Origin of the sequence: Arthrobacter sp. YC-RL1, assembly GCF_001454985.1 — a bacterium.
Classification (GTDB): Bacteria; Actinomycetota; Actinomycetes; order Actinomycetales; family Micrococcaceae; genus Glutamicibacter; species Glutamicibacter soli.
Window position 1 is genome coordinate 2823740 of record NZ_CP013297.1, and the last position, 18670, is coordinate 2842409.

17 protein-coding genes are annotated in these 18670 nt (G+C 65.0%); 9 read left to right on the forward strand and 8 right to left on the reverse strand.

Annotation, left to right across the window (positions count from 1 at the left end):
- Positions 1–88 precede the first annotated feature (88 nt).
- The 4 genes from ATC04_RS13095 (at position 89) to ATC04_RS13110 (ending at position 4003) form a co-directional block, all read left to right on the forward strand.
- Positions 89–772, forward strand: a complete 684-nt coding sequence (locus ATC04_RS13095) for a fasciclin domain-containing protein (RefSeq protein ID WP_047121080.1) — start codon at positions 89–91, stop codon at positions 770–772.
- Between the two features lie 188 nt (positions 773–960).
- Positions 961–1530 (forward strand): ECF RNA polymerase sigma factor SigK, encoded by a 570-nt coding sequence (sigK, locus tag ATC04_RS13100; RefSeq protein WP_113606666.1) that lies wholly within the window; start codon positions 961–963, stop codon positions 1528–1530.
- Positions 1530–2345 carry an anti-sigma factor gene (locus ATC04_RS13105; RefSeq protein WP_047121078.1) on the forward strand — a complete coding sequence of 272 codons (816 nt, stop codon included), beginning with the start codon at positions 1530–1532 and terminating at the stop codon, positions 2343–2345. The genes sigK and ATC04_RS13105 overlap by 1 nt, the downstream gene beginning before the upstream one ends.
- A 104-nt stretch (positions 2346–2449) precedes the next feature.
- On the forward strand, positions 2450–4003 hold the full coding sequence (locus ATC04_RS13110) for a molybdopterin-dependent oxidoreductase (RefSeq protein ID WP_052772608.1): 1554 nt from the start codon (positions 2450–2452) through the stop codon (positions 4001–4003).
- Positions 4004–4135: 132 nt separating this feature from the next.
- Here ATC04_RS13110 and rbfA read toward each other — a convergent pair whose 3' ends face one another.
- The 5 genes from rbfA to ATC04_RS13130 all read right to left on the reverse strand — a co-directional run bounded on the left by rbfA (position 4136) and on the right by ATC04_RS13130 (position 9729).
- Positions 4136–4576 (reverse strand): 30S ribosome-binding factor RbfA, encoded by a 441-nt coding sequence (gene rbfA, locus ATC04_RS13115; protein WP_047121077.1) that lies wholly within the window; start codon positions 4574–4576, stop codon positions 4136–4138.
- Between the two features lie 100 nt (positions 4577–4676).
- Positions 4677–7550, reverse strand: coding sequence for a translation initiation factor IF-2 (gene infB / locus ATC04_RS13120; protein ID WP_047121076.1), 2874 nt, complete (start codon positions 7548–7550; stop codon positions 4677–4679).
- A gap of 167 nt (positions 7551–7717) precedes the next feature.
- Positions 7718–8038, reverse strand: a complete 321-nt coding sequence (locus tag ATC04_RS18900; RefSeq protein WP_082124096.1) for a YlxR family protein — start codon at positions 8036–8038, stop codon at positions 7718–7720.
- A 138-nt stretch (positions 8039–8176) separates the two neighbouring features.
- Complete coding sequence (nusA, locus tag ATC04_RS13125) at positions 8177–9160, reverse strand: transcription termination factor NusA (RefSeq protein ID WP_047121075.1); 984 nt, start codon at positions 9158–9160, stop codon at positions 8177–8179.
- Between the two features lie 2 nt (positions 9161–9162).
- Positions 9163–9729, reverse strand: a complete 567-nt coding sequence (locus ATC04_RS13130) for a ribosome maturation factor (protein WP_047121074.1) — start codon at positions 9727–9729, stop codon at positions 9163–9165.
- 174 nt (positions 9730–9903) lie between these two features.
- On the opposite strand from ATC04_RS13130, the gene ATC04_RS13135 reads away from it, so the two are divergent.
- Both ATC04_RS13135 and ATC04_RS13140 read left to right on the forward strand, forming a co-directional pair.
- Entirely contained in the window at positions 9904–10974 is a 1071-nt protein-coding gene (locus ATC04_RS13135; RefSeq protein WP_152666948.1) for a hypothetical protein, read from the forward strand.
- Between the two features lie 502 nt (positions 10975–11476).
- Positions 11477–11926 carry a hypothetical protein gene (locus ATC04_RS13140; RefSeq protein WP_082124095.1) on the forward strand — a complete coding sequence of 150 codons (450 nt, stop codon included), beginning with the start codon at positions 11477–11479 and terminating at the stop codon, positions 11924–11926.
- Between the two features lie 77 nt (positions 11927–12003).
- Here the strand turns inward: ATC04_RS13140 and ATC04_RS13145 are convergent, their stop codons facing one another.
- On the reverse strand, positions 12004–13149 hold the full coding sequence (locus ATC04_RS13145; protein WP_231735979.1) for a YihY/virulence factor BrkB family protein: 1146 nt from the start codon (positions 13147–13149) through the stop codon (positions 12004–12006).
- A 261-nt stretch (positions 13150–13410) separates the two neighbouring features.
- Here ATC04_RS13145 and ATC04_RS19400 point away from each other — a divergent pair, with 261 nt between their 5' ends.
- The 3 genes from ATC04_RS19400 to ATC04_RS13160 are packed head-to-tail and all read left to right on the forward strand — an operon-like array spanning position 13411 to position 15655.
- Complete coding sequence (locus ATC04_RS19400) at positions 13411–13788, forward strand: hypothetical protein (protein ID WP_152666947.1); 378 nt, start codon at positions 13411–13413, stop codon at positions 13786–13788.
- 14 nt (positions 13789–13802) lie between these two features.
- Positions 13803–14984 carry a histidine kinase gene (locus tag ATC04_RS13155; protein WP_047121069.1) on the forward strand — a complete coding sequence of 394 codons (1182 nt, stop codon included), beginning with the start codon at positions 13803–13805 and terminating at the stop codon, positions 14982–14984.
- A complete protein-coding gene (locus ATC04_RS13160) occupies positions 14981–15655 on the forward strand; it encodes a response regulator transcription factor (protein ID WP_047121068.1) in 675 nt (224 codons plus the stop codon). Before ATC04_RS13155 ends, ATC04_RS13160 begins: the two co-directional genes overlap by 4 nt.
- A 317-nt stretch (positions 15656–15972) precedes the next feature.
- On the opposite strand, the gene ATC04_RS13165 is transcribed toward ATC04_RS13160, so the two are convergent.
- Positions 15973–16782, reverse strand: coding sequence for a TSUP family transporter (locus ATC04_RS13165; protein ID WP_082124093.1), 810 nt, complete (start codon positions 16780–16782; stop codon positions 15973–15975).
- Between the two features lie 46 nt (positions 16783–16828).
- Positions 16829–18616 carry a proline--tRNA ligase gene (locus ATC04_RS13170; RefSeq protein WP_047121067.1) on the reverse strand — a complete coding sequence of 596 codons (1788 nt, stop codon included), beginning with the start codon at positions 18614–18616 and terminating at the stop codon, positions 16829–16831.
- Between the last annotated feature and the right edge of the window lie 54 nt (positions 18617–18670).

Consider the following 18670-nt stretch of genomic DNA (forward strand, 5'->3'; position numbering starts at 1 on the left):
TGCCGCGCCCCGAATACCGTGTGAAAGCCCGCCCCGACGGGGAGGGACACCACGACGGTTCTTGCCGTCGCCACAGGAGGAGAACGACATGAAGCACACGCAGAGAACGTTCGCCGGAGCCCTGGGATTGATCGCGGTCGCCGCGCTGGGACTCAGTGCCTGTTCGATGGACAGCGACACCCCGGAATCATCGAGCGCACCCGCCCCCGAAGCCTCCAGCTCGGAGATGGCCACCGAAAGCAGCCCGGCCGCGGACAGCAGCATGGACCCGACCGCGAATCTTGTCGGCTCGGGATGCTCGGCCTACGCCGAAGCCGTGCCGAGCGGCGACGGCTCGGTCGCCGGGATGGCCCAGGACCCGGTCGCCGTCGCGGCGTCCAACAACCCGCTGCTGAAGACCTTGACCAAGGCCGTCTCCGGGAAGCTGAACCCGGACGTCGATCTGGTCGACACCTTGAACGGGGCCGAATTCACCGTCTTCGCACCGGTAGACGAAGCCTTCGCCGCCATCCCGGAGAAGGACCTGAACGCCGTCGTCAAGGATTCGGACATGCTGACCAAGGTGCTCACCTACCATGTGGTTCCCGGGGAGATCCAGCCCGCCGACATCGCGGGAACGCACACCACGGTTGAGGGCCGGGATCTGGAAGTGACAGGCAGCGCAGACAACCTGATGGTCAATGACGCCAAGGTCGTCTGCGGCGGAGTCCAGACCGCCAATGCGGTGGTCTACCTGGTCGACACCGTCCTGATGCCGCCGGCCGACAAGTAGCCGCGGCGCCTGGATTCTGTCCGACGTAAACCAGCCATGGCGGCGTCCGGTTCCGGCACAGGAGCCGGACGCCGCCATGCGCCGCGCGCCCCGGAACCCGCGGGGAACGCCCCTGAAACTGAATGGTGGATGAGAGCCATGGGAATGATCGCCTCGTGCATGAGATTCTTGGGTCCATGAGTTCGGAGATGAGCGACGCAGTTCCAGAGCCGGTGACGGCAGCACCCGAGGAACTGCTGCGCCGTATCGCCGGCGGCGACGAGCGCGCCTTCGAGCAGTTCTACGATTGCCTCGCGCCGCGCGTGTACGGCCTGGTGCGGCGCCTGCTGAGGGACGAGGCGCAAAGCGAGGAGATCCTGCAGGAAGTCTTCGTTCAGGCCTGGCAGCATGCGGCCCGCTTCGACCCTGCCCGCGGCAGCGCCGCGGGCTGGTTGCTGACCCTGGCGCACCGCCGCACGGTGGACCGCATCCGCTCCAGCCAGGCAAGCCGCGAACGAGACCTGCGCATGGGGCTGCAGGAGATCGGCACGGAATACAACGACGTGGAAGAGAACGCGATCCTGCATGACGAGAGCCGGCGCATCGTGCAGGCGCTCAAGCGCCTGAGCGAGGCCCAGCGCGCCGCCATCGAACTGGCCTACTTCGGGGGCTACACGCACCACGAGGTGGCCGACCTGCTGAAAATCCCGGTGGGCACCGCCAAGACGCGCATCCGCGATGGCATGATTAAGCTTCGAGACCTGATGGGGGTGGCGTAGTGGAACGGAACGAGAACGAGCTGACCGGCAGCTACGCCCTGAATGCGCTGAGCGACGAGGAACGCGCCAGGCTGCTGGCGCAGGCCGCGAACTCCCCCGCGCTTCAAGCCGACATGGATGCCATGGACGAGACCGCCGCCATGCTGGCGCTGGGCAGCGCACCGGTGCCCCCGCCGGCCAGGGTGAAATCCCGGCTCATGGAGGAGATCGCCCGCCGCCCGCAGCTGCCGGCGGAGGATCCCGCGGACGAACGAGCGGACGAGCCGGCGGCAATTCCGCAGCCCGAGCACGCGCCAGCCCCGGATTCCGTGCCCGCGCGGCAGGGATGGCCTGCCCGCCGCAAGTCCGCGAAGTTCTTCGCCCTGGCCGCGGCCATCCTGCTGCTGGGCTCGGCGGGGCTGGGAACCGTGGTCTACCTGCAGCAGGCCGAACAGCGCCAGCTGCAGGCCCAGCTCACCGATCTCAGCACTCGCCAGGCCGAGCTCACCGAGCTGCTGGGCGCGCCGGATGTGGAAACCAAAACCCAGACCATGGCCGACGGGGCGACGGTGACGCTGTCCTATTCCGTCGAGCGGGGCCTGATGGCAGTCACCACCGCCGGAATGCCCGAGCTGTCCAAGGACAAGGGCTATGAGCTGTGGCTCATCTCCGCCGACGGCGCCCAGCCGGCCGGCATGCTGCCGGGCACCGGGGCCGACGGCCTGAAATTGCTTACCGGTGCCATGGACGGGGTCTCGCATTTCGGCATCACCGTTGAACCGGCCACGGGTTCTCCGGCGCCGACCACCGAACCGCTGATGGTCCAGGAACTCTGAGCATGCCCGGGCCAATCCGCCCCCGGCCCGGCTCCGAACCAGTTGCTGAAGGACCAGCCGACCCGGAACGCCGGGCGGCAGCTACTCACCGGAGGTGACATGCCGTGAAGGAAACACCAAGGCGCAACCTGGGAGCACGCGGAGCGTATGCGCTGACGGGGCTCTGCTCGGCCGGGGTGCTGTTCGGCGTCGCCCAGCTGGCGTCAGCCTTTTTCGCTTCGTCGTCAGCACCTTTGGTGGCGCTGGGCTCCGCTGTCATCGACTTCACCCCGCCGGGGCTGAAGGACCTGGCGATTTCGCTGTTCGGCACCAACGACAAGCTGGCCCTGTTCGTCTCGATGGGCGCGGTGGCCGTGGTGCTCGCCGCGCTGATCGGCCTGCTGGCGCGGCGCAGCGCCGCCGCGGCCTCGGCAATGGTGCTGGTGCTGGCGGGGATCCTGGGCGCCGCGGTGATCTCGCGTTCATCCACCGGTCCGCTGGATCTGGGCCCGACCGCCCTGGGCACCGCGGCGGCGCTGCTTGTCCTGCGGTGGCTGTGCTCGTTGGCTTCCCGGCTGGATCCCGCGCACTCGGAGTCGCCCGATGGCGTGGCCCGGCGCAACTTCATGCTCGGGGCCACCGGGGCCGTGGTGCTCGCGGCGGGCGCCGCCATCCTGTCCACGTCGCTGTCCGCGGCCCGGAACACCGCGCAGCTGGCTCGCAAGGCCCTGCGGCTTCCGGCCGCCAAGACCACGGCTCCCGCGGTGCCGCCGGGCGCCCAGGTCAATCTGGCGGGGATGCCCGAGTTCGTCACCCCGAACCAGGATTTCTACCGCATCGACACCGCGTTGAGGGTGCCCGGCATCGACCCGGCGCAGTGGTCGCTGCGGGTCCATGGCCTGGTGGAGCACGAGTTCACGATGAGTTTCCAGGAGCTGCTCAGCCAGGACCTGGTGGAGCACTACCTGACGCTGACCTGCGTTTCGAACCCGGTGGGCGGGGATCTGGTGGGCAACGCAAAGTGGCTGGGCTATCCGCTGCGCGAGGTGCTGGCCCGCGCCAAGCCGGCCGCGGGCGCGGACATGGTGCTGTCCACCTCGATCGACGGATTCAGCGCGTCCACCCCGCTCGAAGCCCTGACCGATGAACGCATGGCGCTGCTGGCCGTGGGCATGAACGGCGAGGCGCTGCCCATCGAGCACGGCTTCCCGGTGCGCATGGTGGTTCCCGGGCTCTACGGGTACGTCTCGGCCACCAAATGGGTGGTGGACCTCGAGGTGACCCGCTTCGCGGACAAGGCGGCCTACTGGACCACCCGCGGCTGGTCCGAACGCGGCCCGATAAAGATGTCATCCCGCGTGGACACCCCGCAGTCCTTCGCCACGGTGCCCGCCGGACGGGTGGATCTCGGCGGCAGCGCCTGGGCGCAGACCCGCGGCATTTCCCGGGTCCAGGTCAGCATCGACGGCGGTTCCTGGCGCGAGGCAACGCTGGCCGAGGAGGCGACGCTCGATACCTGGCGGCAATGGAGCTACCGCTGGGAGGACGCGGCGCCCGGCACGCATGCGGTCGCCGTGCGGGCCTACGACCGCAGCGGCAAGCTGCAGACCGAAGAGCGCGCCGACCCGGTGCCCGACGGAGCGTCAGGCTGGCACCGGGTGCAGTTCACGGTGGAATGAGCCGCGTCGCCGCGGGCGGCGCAAGGTATCGGGAAAAACGAAATCCCCGGCGCCTGCACGATATGCATCGTGCAGGCGCCGGGGATTTCCCGGCTTTGGGCCCCGGATCCGGGCCAGGCAGCGCAGGTGCGCCTAGGCCTGCTCGGCGTCCTGGTCCTCGTCCTTCTTGTACGGGTCCTCGTCGCCGGCGAAGTGCTTGCCTTCGCGCAGGGCCGCGACCTCGGCGTCCTTCTCGCGGGCCTTGGCCAGCAGTTCCTCAAGGTGCGAAGCGCCCTCGGGGATCTCGTCGGCCACGAAGGTCAGCGTCGGGGTCAGCCGGATGGTCAGGTTGCGGCCCAGCTCCTTGCGCAGGGCTCCCCCGCGCTTGGACAGCAGCTCGGCGATTTCTGCCTTGGCAGTGTCGTCGCCGAACACCGTGTAGTACACGGTGGCGTGCTGCAGGTCGTTGGTGACGCGGGCGTCGGTCACCGTCACGTTGTCGATGCGCTCGTCCTTGATGACGGTGCGCAGGGACTGGGCCATGAGGACCTGCACGCGCTTGGCAAGGCGTGCGGCACGGGCTGAATCAGCCATGATTATCTCCTTATGGTTCAAAATTCGTGGGCGCCTGACCGCTTGGAAGCGGTCAAACGCCCACGAATCGGCAAGTCACGAAGCTACCAGCGGGTTGCTGCTAGGCGCGTGGCTTCTCGCGCATCTCGAAGGTCTCGATGATGTCGCCTTCCTTGATGTCGTTGAACGACCCCAGGCCGATACCGCACTCGAAGCCCTCGCGGACTTCGGTGACGTCGTCCTTCTCGCGGCGCAGCGAGTCGATCGACAGGTTGTCGGCGACCACGTTGCCGTCGCGCACCAGGCGGGCCTTGGTGTTGCGCTTGATGGTGCCCGAGCGGATGATCGAACCGGCGATATTGCCGAACTTCGAGGAGCGGAAGACCATGCGGATCTCGGCGGTGCCCAGCTCCACTTCTTCGTACTCCGGCTTGAGCATGCCCTTGAGCGCCGCTTCGATGTCGTCGATGGCTGCGTAGATGACCGAGTAGAAGCGCATGTCAACGCCTTCCTTGTCGGCCATTTCGGCAACGCGCTCAGCAGGACGCACGTTGAAGCCAATGATGATCGCGTTGTCCACGGTCGCCAGGTTGACGTCGTTCTGGGTGATCGCGCCGACGCCGCGGTGGATGACGCGCAGCTGCACGTCCTCGCCCACGTCGATCTTCATCAGGGAGTCTTCCAGTGCCTCGACGGCACCGGAGGCGTCGCCCTTCAGGATCAGGTTGAGGGTATCGATCTTGCCCTCGGCCACTGCCTTGTCGAAGTCCTCCAGGGTGATGCGCTTGCGGCGCTTGGCCAGCATGGCGTTGCGCTCAGCGGTCTCGCGCTTGTCGGCGATCTGGCGGGCGGTGCGCTCGTCCTCGGTGACCAGGAAGCTGTCGCCTGCACGCGGCACGGAGGACAGGCCGAGAACCTGCACCGGACGCGACGGCAGGGCGATGTCCAGGTTCTCGCCGTTCTCGTTGAACATTGCGCGCACGCGGCCGTGGGCGGTGCCCACCACCATGGTGTCGCCGACTGCGAGGGTACCTGACTGCACCAGGACGGTAACCACGGAACCGCGGCCCTTGTCCAGGTTGGCTTCGATGGCCACACCGCGGGCGGACTTGTCGGGGTTCGCCTGCAGCTCCATGACGTCGCTGGTCAGCAGCACGGCGTCGAGCAGTTCCTCGATGCCCAGCTTCTGCAGCGCGGAAACCTTCACGAACATGGTGTCGCCACCGTATTCCTCGGGCACCAGGCCGTACTCGGTGAGCTGGCCCATGACCTTGTCCGGGTTGGCTTCCGGCTTGTCGACCTTGTTCACTGCGACGATGATCGGCACGCCTGCGGCCTGCGCGTGGTTCAGCGCCTCAACGGTCTGCGGCATGACGCCGTCGTCCGCTGCGACCACCAGCACAGCCACGTCGGTGACCTCGGCACCACGGGCACGCATGGCGGTGAACGCCTCGTGGCCCGGGGTATCGATGAAGGTCATCGCGCGTTCGCGGCCCTCGTGCTCGTGGGTGATCTGGTAGGCGCCGATGTGCTGGGTGATGCCGCCGTGCTCGCCCTCGATCACGTTGGACTGGCGGATGGCATCCAGCAGTCGGGTCTTACCGTGGTCGACGTGGCCCATGATGGTGATGACCGGGGCGCGCTCCTCGAGCACGTCCTCGCCCTCAGCCTCGAGCTCGGCATCCAGGTCCAGACCGAAGCCTTCGAGCAGTTCCTTGTCCTCGTCCTCCGGGGAGACGACCGAAACCTTGTAGCCCAGCTCTTCGCCGAGGACCTCGAAGGTTGCCTCGTCCAGCGACTGGGTGGCGGTGGCCATTTCACCGAGGTGGAACAGCACGGTCACCAGTGCGGCCGGGTTTGCGCCGATCTTGTCAGCGAAATCGGTGATCGATGCGCCGCGGCGCAGACGGATCTCGGTGTCGCCGGTGCCGCGTGGAACATTCACGCCGCCCAACGACGGAGCGCTCATCTGCTCCAATTCCTGGCGCTTCGCGCGCTTGGACTTGCGCTGCTTGCCGCGACCTGCGCCTCCCTTGCCGAAGGCACCGCCCACGCCGCCGCGGCCGCGTGGTGCACCTGGGCGGAAGCCGCCACCGGCACCGCCGCCGCCACCTGCGCCGCCTGGACGACCACGGCCGCCGGCGCCTGCGCCTGGGCGACCGCCGCCGGCCGGAGCCGGACGATCGGTGCGGTTAGGCATCATGCGCGGGGTGGCAGTGGTGCCGCCCGGACGCGGTGCGCCTGCGCCTGCTGGGCGTGGTCCGCCCTGGCCAGCTGGACGCGGGCCGCGCTGGCCGTCGCGTGATGGGCGTGGACCGCCCTGGCCTGCGCCGCCCGGACGCGGGCCGCGCTGGCCGTCGCGTGATGGACGCGGGCCGCCCTGGCCGCCCTCGGAACGCATGCCCTGCTGGGAGCTGAACGGGTTGTTGCCCGGGCGTGGGCCGCCTGGACGCGGAGCACCCGGACGAGGAGCGCGCGAACCATCGCGGCCGCCGCCACGGCGGTCGGTCGATTCGCCGGTGCGCATGCCCTGCTGGGAGCTGAACGGGTTGTTGCCCGGACGCGGGGTGCCCGGCTTCGGAGCCGGACGGGCGCCTGGCTTCGGAGCACCTGGAACAGGTGCCCCCGGGGTGGCCTGGGCCTTCGGTGCAGCCGGGGCTGCCGGTGCCGCTGGGGCAGCCGGTGCGGTCTTCGGCGAGGCGTCGGCAGGCTTGGCTGCCGGACGCGGGCCCGGAGTAGCAGCAGTCTTGGTGCCAGCTGGCTTCGGAGCAGCCGGGCGACCGACGCCCGGGGTTGCTGCCGGACGTGCGGCGGCAGGCTTGGCTGCGCCGCCATTGGCGCCCGGGAATGCGTCGCGCAGCTTGCGGGCGACCGGGGGCTCAACGGTTGAGGACGCGGAGCGAACGAACTCGCCCATGTCCTGCAGTTTGGTCAGTGCTTCTTTCGAAGTGATTCCGAGCTCTTTGGCGAGCTCGTGAACGCGGGGTTTAGCCACATCTCTCCTGTTTTGATGTGATCTGCATAAACCCCGAGTCCCTGGGGACTTAGGTGTTCTGGCAGATCAGCTGTGTAATTCGTGAAATTCTTCCGCCGCACGGTGGATCACGCAGAACTGATTGTTCATCGGTGTGCGCTCAACATTGCGGACTCATCGGGTTGCCATCAGATTTCTGACCCGCTTTCATCATGTTTGCCAGATGGCCGGCCTGCGGCCGGTCGATCTTCGTATGCGGTGAATTGCGCGAGCACCGTATCGGCGTTGACCGCGGACTTGAAAGCCCTGGAGAACGCTCGTCGCTGCACTGCCTGCCGCACACACTTTTCAATCCCGTGGGTCCAGGCGCCCCGCCCCGGGGCGGAAGCGCCGACATCAAGAAGCACCGCGTGAAGCGGTGCCTGCTCGGTGAGAACCCAACGAATCAGATCATTTCTGGAGGTAGAGGTCCGACAGCCAATGCACGTGCGTTGCTGATGCAGCTTCATGCGAGCGCCGTCGCCACCTTCCCGTTGAAATGAACCAACTACCAGTCTAGCGCGTTTGCGCCCCGGTGTGCGCGTGAGTTTGGTATCACACACGTTCAGGGCGCACCGCGGCAGACCGCAAACTTATCCCAGCCAGTTCTAGTACTGGGGCTCCTTGCCGCCCGAAGCGGCCAGGATGTCGATGCGCCAGCCGGTCAGCTTGGCGGCCAGTCGGGCGTTCTGCCCTTCCTTGCCGATGGCCAGCGAAAGCTGGGAATCCGGAACCACCACGCGGGCGCGGCGTTCGGCTTCATCCAGGATCTCCACGGAGACCACCTTCGACGGCGACAGGGCGGCGGCGATGAACTTGGCCGGATCCTCGTTGTAGTCAACGATATCGATCTTCTCGTCGCTCAGCTCGTTCATCACGGCGCGCACGCGGGTGCCCATTTCGCCGATGCAGGCGCCCTTGGCGTTGACACCCGGCTTGGTGGCGCGGACGGCGATCTTGGTGCGGTGCCCGGCTTCGCGGGCCAGTGCCTCGACCACGACGGTGCCGTCGGCGATCTCGGGAACTTCCATTTCGAACAGCAGGCGAACCAGGTTCGGGTGCGACCGCGACAAGGTCACGGCAGGGCCCTTGTTGCCGCGTTCCGCGGAGACCACGTAGGCGCGCAGGCGGTTGCCGTGCTGGTACTTCTCGCCCGGCACCTGCTCCACGGGAGGCAGCAGCGCTTCGACGGCGCCGATGTTGACCTGCACCATGTGCGAGGAGTAGCCCTGCTGGATGACACCGGAGATCAGGGTGCCCACGCGGGCGGCGTATTCGCCGACAACCTGGGCATCCTCTGCTTCGCGCAAGCGCTGCATGATGACCTGGCGCGCGGTCGACGCCGCGATGCGGCCGAAGCCGTGCGGGGTGTCGTCGAATTCGCCCAGCAGCACGCCGGCTGCGTCGCGGTCCTCAACGAGGATCGAGACGTGGCCGTTGCTGCGCTCGATGTGGGCACGGGCGCCGGGCATGGCGCCTTCGGTCTTGTTGTAGGCAAGCAGCAGCGCGGACTCGATGGTCGGGATCAGGACATCCATCGGGATATCGCGGTCTTTTTCCAGAATGCGTAGTGCGTCGAGATCAATATCCACGCCTAGCCCTCCAAATCTTCAGTGTCAATGGTGTCAAACAGCTCGTCGTCGAAGTTCAGCTCCGGATCGACCACGGCCTTGCGGATGTTTTCAAAGGAGTAGCTGACTGGATCAAGGATCTTGGTCTTCATGCCCTTTTTGGCAGGCTCCCGGTGTTCGGCAATAACGACCTCGTCGTCGGAAACCTCGTTAATGCGTCCGCGAAGCTTGGTGCCGTCGGTCAGCGTGAGCTTGACCATGCGGTTCAGTGCGCGCGCCCAGTGGCGTGGCGCGGTCAGCGGACGGGACAGGCCTGGCGAGCTGACTTCAAGTTCATAGGGGGATGCCGAGGCGTAGACGACGTCCTTATCCAAGGCGTTTGAAATGGTGGTAGTGACTTCACCGAGCGCATCGAGATTCACCGACTCGCGGCCGTCGGCCTTGTCGACGATGACCTGGATGATCATCTGCTTGCCCGACGGGCGAAGAGAGACTTCTTCCAGAATTAATCCGTGGGATTCTACTTCCGGTTTCAACGCAGTACTCAGACGCTGCGCTTCCTGTTCGGTATCGGCCGGCATACCGGTCATGGATATCCTCCCACGCTATTCGATGTTGTCCGTTAAGCGTATCTCCCCGAACCCCGCTTGAGAACTCGTTGACCGGCTCAGGTGAAGGAACTCACGCCAGTCTTTTGCACCACGCCACGGAAGAATGGCCAAAGGCCGGGTCGCCGGCCCACTTCATGGGATGATCATTTCGCTATGACTGATCCATCGCCCCGCCCCGCAAAGCCCGTTCAGCCGCCGGCCAAACGCGCCCCCGGCTGGATCGCCCCGGTGCTGGTCGCTTCCATTGCCGGGGCCGCCACCTGGGGAATCGGCGTCACAGTGTTCCGCGGCGCGCTAGTCGACCGCGGCCTTCCGGATGCAGTCAGCGAGGCTTCGGCCGACCAACAGGCGCAGTGGGGGTACGGAGCCCAACTGGCCGACCTGGGAAGCCGGGCGGCCGCGATGGCTTCACTGGCCGAGAACGAGAAGATCGCCGCGGCGCTTGCCGATCTGGGCACGTCGCTCTCGCAGGGCGCGGCCCTGCTGGGCGAGCTGCATTTCGACGACCAGCCTCCGGCCGACGCGCCGGAGAGCTACTCCCCCGAAAAACTGGCCGCCTTGGCGTCATCGGTTGCGACCTTGAGTTCGAGCATTCCCGAGTTCGCTCATCCCGATCTCCAGCGTGGCGAGACCTTGGCGCGAATAGCGTTCCAGATCAACTTCGATGCCCGGGACGCCTTGAAGCTGGTGGACAAGAAACAAGCGGCACAGCTGCCCCCGGCAATCAGCGCAGGCAAGGCGGACTCGCCGGAGGCCGCGCAAACCGTGGCATGCCTTGCTGACCACAGCTTGATCGAAGGCACGTCGTCGCCAGCAGACCAGGAACTCCTTGAATCCGTCGTGCTGGCCCGCGCCCTGGATCGCGGATACGCCTTGGACTACACCTTGCAGCTCAACGCGGCCAGGGGAAGCAACGCGACGGCGCAAGCAGCAGAAAAGCAGCGGACCGCCCTGAACTCACAGCTGCGCACCCTGCGTTCAGCCTTGCCCGAGGACTGCCCGGATCTCCGCCTGCCCGCCTACGAACTCCCGGAGAACGGGCTGGACCGGCTGGAAAAGGTCGCCGCTGCGGCACAATCCGACTACTCGAATGCGCTGCTCGCGGCGGCGGGGAATATCACCGGGGACCAGCGATCCACCGTTGCCGGTGTCGTCAATAGCGCATTGGGCGCCCAGCAGTCGCAGTCCGAGGCGGAGCGCATCCTGCGCTCGCGCGCCGAGTAGAGCGCTCGCTTCCAGGTCTCCGCCGCGCAACCGAACCGGCACCGTCCAATTCTCGAACCATTACCGAATTCCACACCACCACAGCAGTAAAAATAAATCCAGCATTCCGGCGGCAAGTTTATTCTTGCCGCCTCGTGCCCACCAAGTGAAATCTTCGCTTTCCGCCAAGTGAATTCCCTGGTTCATAAAAACTTCAAATCGGCACGACAGCTACCGTCCTGCCGTCCTCGGCTCTCGATAAAACCTACATCGACCAGTTCCTTTACGTACTTTCCGAACATCGGCATCCTCGGAGAACCGGATCGCTCCCCGTTCGAACCGAATGATTCGACCTCGCAATTTTGCCCTATGAGAGTTAGGGTCTAATTATTAGAAGTTTTAAATTCGAGATTTTAAATCATCGAATCCGTCATTTTTCCGGAGAGGAATATTCCGCTTCGAGTGCCAGGCTTCAGCCAGTGCAGCCACTCGTTTTGCTCCCATCAGATAGAGGTAGAAAACCATGACAGGACGCATTGTCCGCTCGAAGATCGCAGAGCTCGCTGCGGAGACCATCGGGTCGCGCCACGGTCGAGAGGTATTGAAGGAGCATGGTTGGAGCGAGGGCATGCCCATCGTCATCGCCCAGCATGACGAGAAGCTCACCGATGTCATGGCCTTGACAGTAGTGCACCAACCGCCGGTGTTGATCGCGACGCTGGATCCGCAGTCCAACGACCTCTGCTTCACCTATGTCGTGATTGGATGCACCGATCTTGAAGTTGTCGCCCCACGCGACGCGAAGGACTCCATCTTGGACCTTTACCGCGAAGCGCAATCGACCCCATGCCTGACCTTCCGGGTCGCACCGCTGACACACAGCGCAATCGCCCACGCAATTCCTCCACTGCAGAAGTCTGCAGGAGTGAAGTACCCGGGGCTGCCCAGCGCCGTCGACGTCCGCCGCGCCTGAATTCGACTCCATCTTCGCCAGCCGCACTTCCGGTCCAGCTCCTTGCGGGCGGCCCGAAGCGGCTGGCGTTTCGTTTTCTAATCGCGTTCCCGCTGCCCGGATTCCTGCTCGATCTTGTCGACCGCGGCGATTTCGCTCACGATCCTGATCTGTTCGCCGTCGCGAATGTCCTGCTCCTTCTGTTGAGTCTGTTTTTGCAGTCCGGCGACATCGCGCGGCGGCAGCTGCAGGGAATGCTCGGCGCTGAGACCTGCCTGCAGTTCGCGACCGCGTTCGAGCTCCGCATCCAGCACCGCGCCAAAGAGCAGCGACAAGTTGGCGATCCAGATCCAGAGCAGAAGCACGATGACGCCACCGATCGCGCCGTAGGTCTTGTTGTAGTTCCCGAAGTTGGAGACATAGAAGAAGAAGCCGGACGTGGCCAGTGCCAGGACGATGAGTGCGACAAAGGCCCCGACACTGAGCACCCTGAACTTTGCGTGCTTGACGTTCGGAGTCCCGTAGTAGAGCACCGCGACCAGCATGACCGCGAAGACGGCCATCACCGGCCATTTGGCGATATTCCATACCAGCAGCGCCGATTCCCCGAGTCCGATGAAGTTGCCCAGTTTCTGGGCGATGGGACCGGACAGCACAAACAAGGCGCCCATGACCGCCGCGGCAACCAGCAGGAAAAGCGTCACCAGAAGCATCATCGGCTTGAGCTTGTAGAACGGACGGCCTTCATCCACCGAATAGATCTGGTTCATTGCCCGGCCGAACGCACCGACGTACCCGGAGGCACTCCAGATCGCGCCCAGGAGACCAGCGGACAAAGCCAGCCCCGCCGCGGGTGTCGAGGTCAGCTGCTCGATGGGTTGGCGCAGCGTTTCTACCACCTGCGGGCTGGCGAATTCCTCCAGCAGCGACAGCATCGATTTGGTGGTGGTCTCCGCCTGCCCGACGACGCCCAGCAAGGAGACAACTGCCAGCAATGCCGGGAAAATCGAGAGCATGGTGTAGTAGGTCAGCGCCGCGGCCAGATCGGTGCATTTGTTCCTGGAGAACTCATGCAGGGAGCGTTTAACGACATATTTCCATGAATCCGCGCGCAGCCTTTGCGGCTTGTCCAGTTGCGTCTTGACCGCTGTTTCAAATTCCCCGTCAATGCCGGCAAGCCCGGTCATGCTGGTGCCCGGTTGCGCTTCCGTACCCAGTGGATTCGTCTGGTTGTTATCGGACATCTGCCCACCCCGAAGTCTGCGTGTTCTGTACGTACCCTTTCGGCCATTCAAACAGGGTTACCGCATCGGCTCAACATACTTTCCCCAATACACAGCCTGAAACCAGCTTCCTTGCCCGGAGCGCTCTACGGCACAGACCTCCCCTGCGCCAGCTGGCCGACGGTGTCAAGGGCCTGAAGCAGACATACAGTGCACGGATGATGCACCCGGATAGCGAATGTGTCACGATTCTTTTAACGGCACTCGCTTGAGGAGAACACCATGTCAGAGACTTCCGGGGGCGCAACGTCGGGGAAAAATCGCCCCTTGCTTCCTGTTGCCCGTTCATATCCGGTCCATGTCGACGATTTGTTGCTGGTCGGCTGGGCTATCCGATCCGACGCAATCCTGGTCCAGGCTGGCGGCTTGGGCGAGTCCGTCCATGTTGATATCCACGGCAAGCATGTCGAACCCGCAACGATCCGCTACGTCGGCCGCGAGCTCAAGGGTTGGGAGCCTTGGACCCTGCTGCTCCTGGAAACGGGCACCCTGCATGTCGGGCACGACGCCTTCCCGCCAGGCTTCCAAGGTCTGGACCCCGACGACGACCTCAGGGAATCCCCCTGGTGCCGGATGTTTCCATGGCTTCCGGGATGCTAAGGCGCCGGCACGTTGTGCGTGTAGTTGTCGGCCTGTTCGCCTTCGTATTTGACCTGTTCCTGTGGCAAGGAGCCGTCACCACGCCGGGCGGTGCGGTGCTGCCGGTGTGGCTGGTCCCCGCAGCGCTGATTAGCGCGTATACGGTCCTGCTGATCCAGCGCAGGATCTGGATAGGGTTCAGCGTTTTCCTCCTCATCTCGCTGCTGGGTCTCGCGGTGGCCTCCATCGTTGGAATCGTCGGAACCTACATGGCGTTTTTCCTCATGGTCCGGCATTCGAGCACGCGAGTGGCTAATACGGCACTGGCGGGAATGATCCTGCCTGTTTTCGTGGCGACCTACAGCTCCGTGAGCTACGACGGCCGGTCCGAGGATCTGCTGGGTCTGATGGCGTGGAATATCGGCTTCTATGCCGCAGTTGCATTCCTCTGCTACTTCGCCGCCCGGACGCAGCGGAGAACCGAGCACCGGTTGCAAACCGAACGGCGGTGGGCTGACGCTGCGCTGGAGGAAGCCCGCGCCGGAGAGCGTCTGCGCATCAGCCGCGACCTGCATGACTCGGTAGCGCACTCCATGACCGCTGTGGTGCTACAGGTCGCCGGTGTGCGCGCAATCTTGAAGAAGGGCGCAGAGTTCGAGAAGGTCGACCCGGTGCTCGCCGACATCCAGGTGACCGCCGAGCAGAGCATGCGCGAGCTGCACCGACTGCTGGGCATGCTGCGCAGCGAGGAAGAATCCCAGGTCGGGCAGTCGCATTCCTTTGACGACATCCCCTCGCTGGTTTCGTCAGCGCAGGATTCCGGCCTCGATGTCGTGGTGACCTGCAACGGCGAAGCGCAAATGCTGGACCCCAGTATCAGCCATGCCGGCTACCGCGTTGTGCAGGAAGGCCTGTCCAATGCGATGAAGCACGGTGGCGAAGGCTGCCGGGTGGAAATCGCGACGCACTGGATGCCGACGGAACTGACGATCTCCGTGACGTCCATTTCCGGGGTCGCGAAAAGGCCTGCGGTATCCGGCGGTTTCGGGCTGCTCGGACTACGCGAGCGGGTCGGAGTCTCCGGTGGTTCGCTGAGCCACGGCCCAACCCCTGGCGGTTACCTGCTCAAGGCCTCGCTTCCGGTCGACAAGCCCGAAGATGCTTCCGCCTCCGACCAGCGAAGTACGCATACAGCAAAGACCCAGGAGGCGTCGTGATTCGAGTGGTGATTGTCGACGACCAGCCCCAGGTTCGAGCCGGGATCAGCATGATTCTCTCCGCGGAGGACGACATTGAAATCGTCGGACAGGCTGGATCCGGTGCCGAAGCCCTGGCGCTCGCCCAAGAGGTCGCTCCCGATGTGGTTTTGATGGATGTGCGCATGCCGGGCATGGACGGGGTCACCGCAACCAGCGAGCTCATCCGGCAGAACGGCAGTGACCCGGACCATCTGGTCCGGGTGCTGATCATGACAACGTTCGATGACGAGGACATCGTCGTCTCCTCGCTCCAGGCCGGCGCCAGCGGCTACCTGCTCAAGCACGCGTCCCCCACCGAAATTGCCGACGCGCTGCGCCGGGTAGCCGGCGGGGATACCTGGCTTGATGCCACCGCGGCCACGCGGCTGGTGGCCAAATTGCGCGAGCGCAGCGATGAGCAGATTGACATCCGCCAGGTGCTCACCCGCAGGGAGCAGGAAGTCCTGCGCCATGTTGCCGCCGGACGGTCAAACCAGCAGATTCTCGAGTCGCTGGTGCTCAGCGAGGCGACGGTGAAAACACATGTTGCCAGGATCCTGTTCAAGACCGGTGCCCGGGACCGCGCCGCGGTGGTCGCATTGGCCTATCGCTCGGGTTTCGTCCGCCCGGACGACCCGCTGCCGGCCTGAACATACCGTCCTGGTATGACGCTTTACCTCGAATTCTAAGCGATGATTTAAGGGAAATGGATCTCTTCGGGCACCTTGGAGAGGCATTTTGAAATACGCGCAGGTTCTCGACCACGCGTAATAGAGATAAAGATTCCTAATCGGTTGAGCGGTCTTCACCGCAATCTGTTCGGCATGACGAACTTTGCGTCACTCAACGGAATCGATTGTGGTGTTCCTTGGGGGAGGATAACCACAAGCCCATTGTGTACCCGGGTCTTCGCCGGGCACGCAATGGGCATTATCCTTTTCCCCGGCCCTGCCGCGGCCGCTCCGGGTCAGTTTCCCAAGACCAGATCGGAACCGAGCTTCAGGATCAGCGCGGCAACTACCACCACAAAAACAATGCGGATGAACTTGCTGCCCTTGGATATGGCCATGCGGGCGCCGAGATAGCCGCCGAGCATGTTCATCACGCCCATGGCCAGCCCCACGCCCAGCAGCACGTGGCCGGTGGGCAGGAACAAGGCCAGGGCGCCGAAGTTGGTAAGCAGATTGACGATCTTCGCCTTCGCCGACGACTGCAGGAAATTGTACCCGAGGACCGTCACCATGGCGATGATCAAAAAGGACCCGGTGCCCGGGCCGATCATCCCGTCGTAGCCGCCGATCACCAGGCCTATGAGCACCGCGCGCAGGTAGTGCTGCTTGCCGCTGTAGCGCAGGCGGGAAAGTTCGCCGGCCCTGGGCTTGAGCATCGTGAACAGCAATACCGCCACCAGCGCGGCGATGATGATCGGCTTGATGGCGGCGGCCGGAAGCATCGTGGCCAGCGCCGCGCCGCCGAAGGCGCCGACCATCGCGGTCAGCGCCATGGGTATGGCGGTTTTCAGGTCTGGACTGGTCCGCCGGTAATAGGTCACGGCGCTGGTTGCGGTTCCGAAGATGGATGCCATCTTGTTCGTTGCCAGCGCCTGGACCGGGCTGATGCCGGGAAAGAGCAGCAGCGCGGGCAATTGGATCAATCCCCCGCCGCCAACCACCGCATCAATCCACCCGGCCCCGAACCCTGCCAACAGCAGCAGGAGCAGTGGCCACAGGGAGACTGGTTCGCCGTTGACGGACAGGAAATCGAGAACCTCTTGCACCGCGCTACTCTCCTATTCAATTGTCAGGGCTTCGCCGGCTGGCGTCCTAGGCGGACAGCTCGACCACCACGTCGCTCAGCTGCACATCGCGGCGTTCGCCGGTGGCGCGGTCCTTGACCTCGACCAGGCCGTCGGCCAGGCCGCGGCCGACGACCACGATGGTCGGCACACCGATCAGCTCGGCGTCGGAGAACTTCACGCCGGCCGAGACCTTCGGACGGTCATCGAAGATGACCTCCTTGCCGGCGGCTTCGAATTCCTTGGCCAGCTTGTCGCCGGCTTCCAGCAGCTCAGCGCTCTTGCCGGTGACCACGATGTGGATGTCGGCGGGGGCAATCTGCTTTGGCCAGGCCAGGCCGTTCTCGTCATGGTAGGCCTCGGCCAGCGCCGCCACCGCGCGGGTGACGCCGATGCCGTAGGAGCCCATGGTGACAACCTGCAGCTTGCCGTTCTGGTCCAGGACCTTCAGGTCCAGAGACTGCGCGTACTTGCGGCCGAGCTGGAAGATGTGGCCCATCTCGATGCCGCGCTCGGTGCGCAGCGGACCGGAGCCGTCCGGTGCCGGATCGCCTTCCAGCACGTTGACAGCTTCGATGGTGCCGTCGAAGGTGAAGTCGCGGCCGGCCACCAGGCCGAAGACGTGCTTGCCCTTCTCGTTGGCGCCGGTGATCCAGGTGGTTCCGGAGACCACGCGCGGGTCGACCAGGTAGGTGACGCCGTGCTCGGTTTCGCTGCCCAGCAGCTGCTGGTCCAGTCCCAGGGCGGGGCCCAGGTAGCCGGTGACAATCTCCGGGTGGCTCTTCAGGTCCTCGGCGGTGGCCTGCTCGACCTCGACCTCGCCGTTGATGCCCAGGGCCGCGCCGATGGTTGCTTCCAAGCGCTTCTCGTCGACCTGGCGGTCGCCGGGAACACCCAGCACGACCAGGTGGCGGTTGCCCTCGGGGTCGATGATCGCCAGCACGACGTTCTTCAGGGTGTCCTTGGCTTCCCAGGCGCGGTCGGTGCGCGGGCGCAGCTCGTTGGCGGCGGCGACCAGGGTGTCGATGGTCGGGGTATCCGGGGTGTCGAGCACCTCGAAGGCCGGGGCATCGGTGAAGTCGATGGCTTCCGGGACCACTGTGGTCACTGCCTCCACGTTGGCCGCGTAGCCGCCCGGCGAGCGCACGAAGGTGTCCTCGCCGATGGCGGTCGGGTGCAGGAATTCCTCGGACTTCGAGCCGCCCATGGCGCCTGCCTGGGCAAACACCGGGACAACTTCCAGGCCCAGGCGTTCGAAGATCTTCAGGTAGGCGCCGCGGTGGGCCATGTAGGCCTCGTCCAGGCCTTCGTCGTCGATGTTGAAGGAGTAGGAGTCCTTCATGATGAATTCGCGGCCGCGCAGCAGGCCTGCGCGGGGGCGCGCCTCGTCGCGGTACTTGTTCTGGATCTGGTACAGGTAGACCGGCAGGTCCTTGTACGAGTTGTACAGGTCCTTGACCAGCAGGGTGAACATTTCCTCGTGGGTCGGAGCCAGCAGGTAGTCGGCGTCCTTGCGGTCCTTGAGGCGGAACAGGCCCTCGCCGTATTCGGTCCAGCGGCCGGTCTGCTCGTACGGCTCGCGCGGCAGCAGCGCCGGGAAGTGGACTTCCTGGGCGCCGATGGCGTTCATCTCTTCACGGACGATGGCTTCCACACGTGCCAGGACCCGCAGACCCAGCGGGAGCCAGGTGTAGATGCCAGGTGCGGCGCGGCGGATGTAGCCGGCGCGAACCAAGAGTTTGTGGCTGGCAACCTCGGCGTCAACCGGATCTTCGCGCAGGGTGCGCAGGAACGTTGTGGAAAGCTTCAAAACCACGCGTGGTGTCCTTTTCCGTATGACGGCAGACCCATAGATGAGCAGCTGCCGCCG

Bases quoted from the DNA above. Each gene is read 5' to 3' on its own strand.
- ATC04_RS13095 (WP_047121080.1), top strand. From the start codon at position 89: ATGAAGCACACGCAGAGAACGTTCGCCGGAGCCCTGGGATTGATCGCG.
- sigK (WP_113606666.1), top strand. From the start codon at position 961: ATGAGCGACGCAGTTCCAGAGCCGGTGACGGCAGCACCCGAGGAACTG.
- rbfA (WP_047121077.1), bottom strand. From the start codon at position 4,576: ATGGCTGATTCAGCCCGTGCCGCACGCCTTGCCAAGCGCGTGCAGGTC.
- ATC04_RS18900 (WP_082124096.1), bottom strand. From the start codon at position 8,038: ATGAAGCTGCATCAGCAACGCACGTGCATTGGCTGTCGGACCTCTACC.
- ATC04_RS13130 (WP_047121074.1), bottom strand. From the start codon at position 9,729: ATGACCGGTATGCCGGCCGATACCGAACAGGAAGCGCAGCGTCTGAGT.
- ATC04_RS13135 (WP_152666948.1), top strand. From the start codon at position 9,904: ATGACTGATCCATCGCCCCGCCCCGCAAAGCCCGTTCAGCCGCCGGCC.
- ATC04_RS13140 (WP_082124095.1), top strand. From the start codon at position 11,477: ATGACAGGACGCATTGTCCGCTCGAAGATCGCAGAGCTCGCTGCGGAG.
- ATC04_RS13145 (WP_231735979.1), bottom strand. From the start codon at position 13,149: ATGTCCGATAACAACCAGACGAATCCACTGGGTACGGAAGCGCAACCG.
- ATC04_RS19400 (WP_152666947.1), top strand. From the start codon at position 13,411: ATGTCAGAGACTTCCGGGGGCGCAACGTCGGGGAAAAATCGCCCCTTG.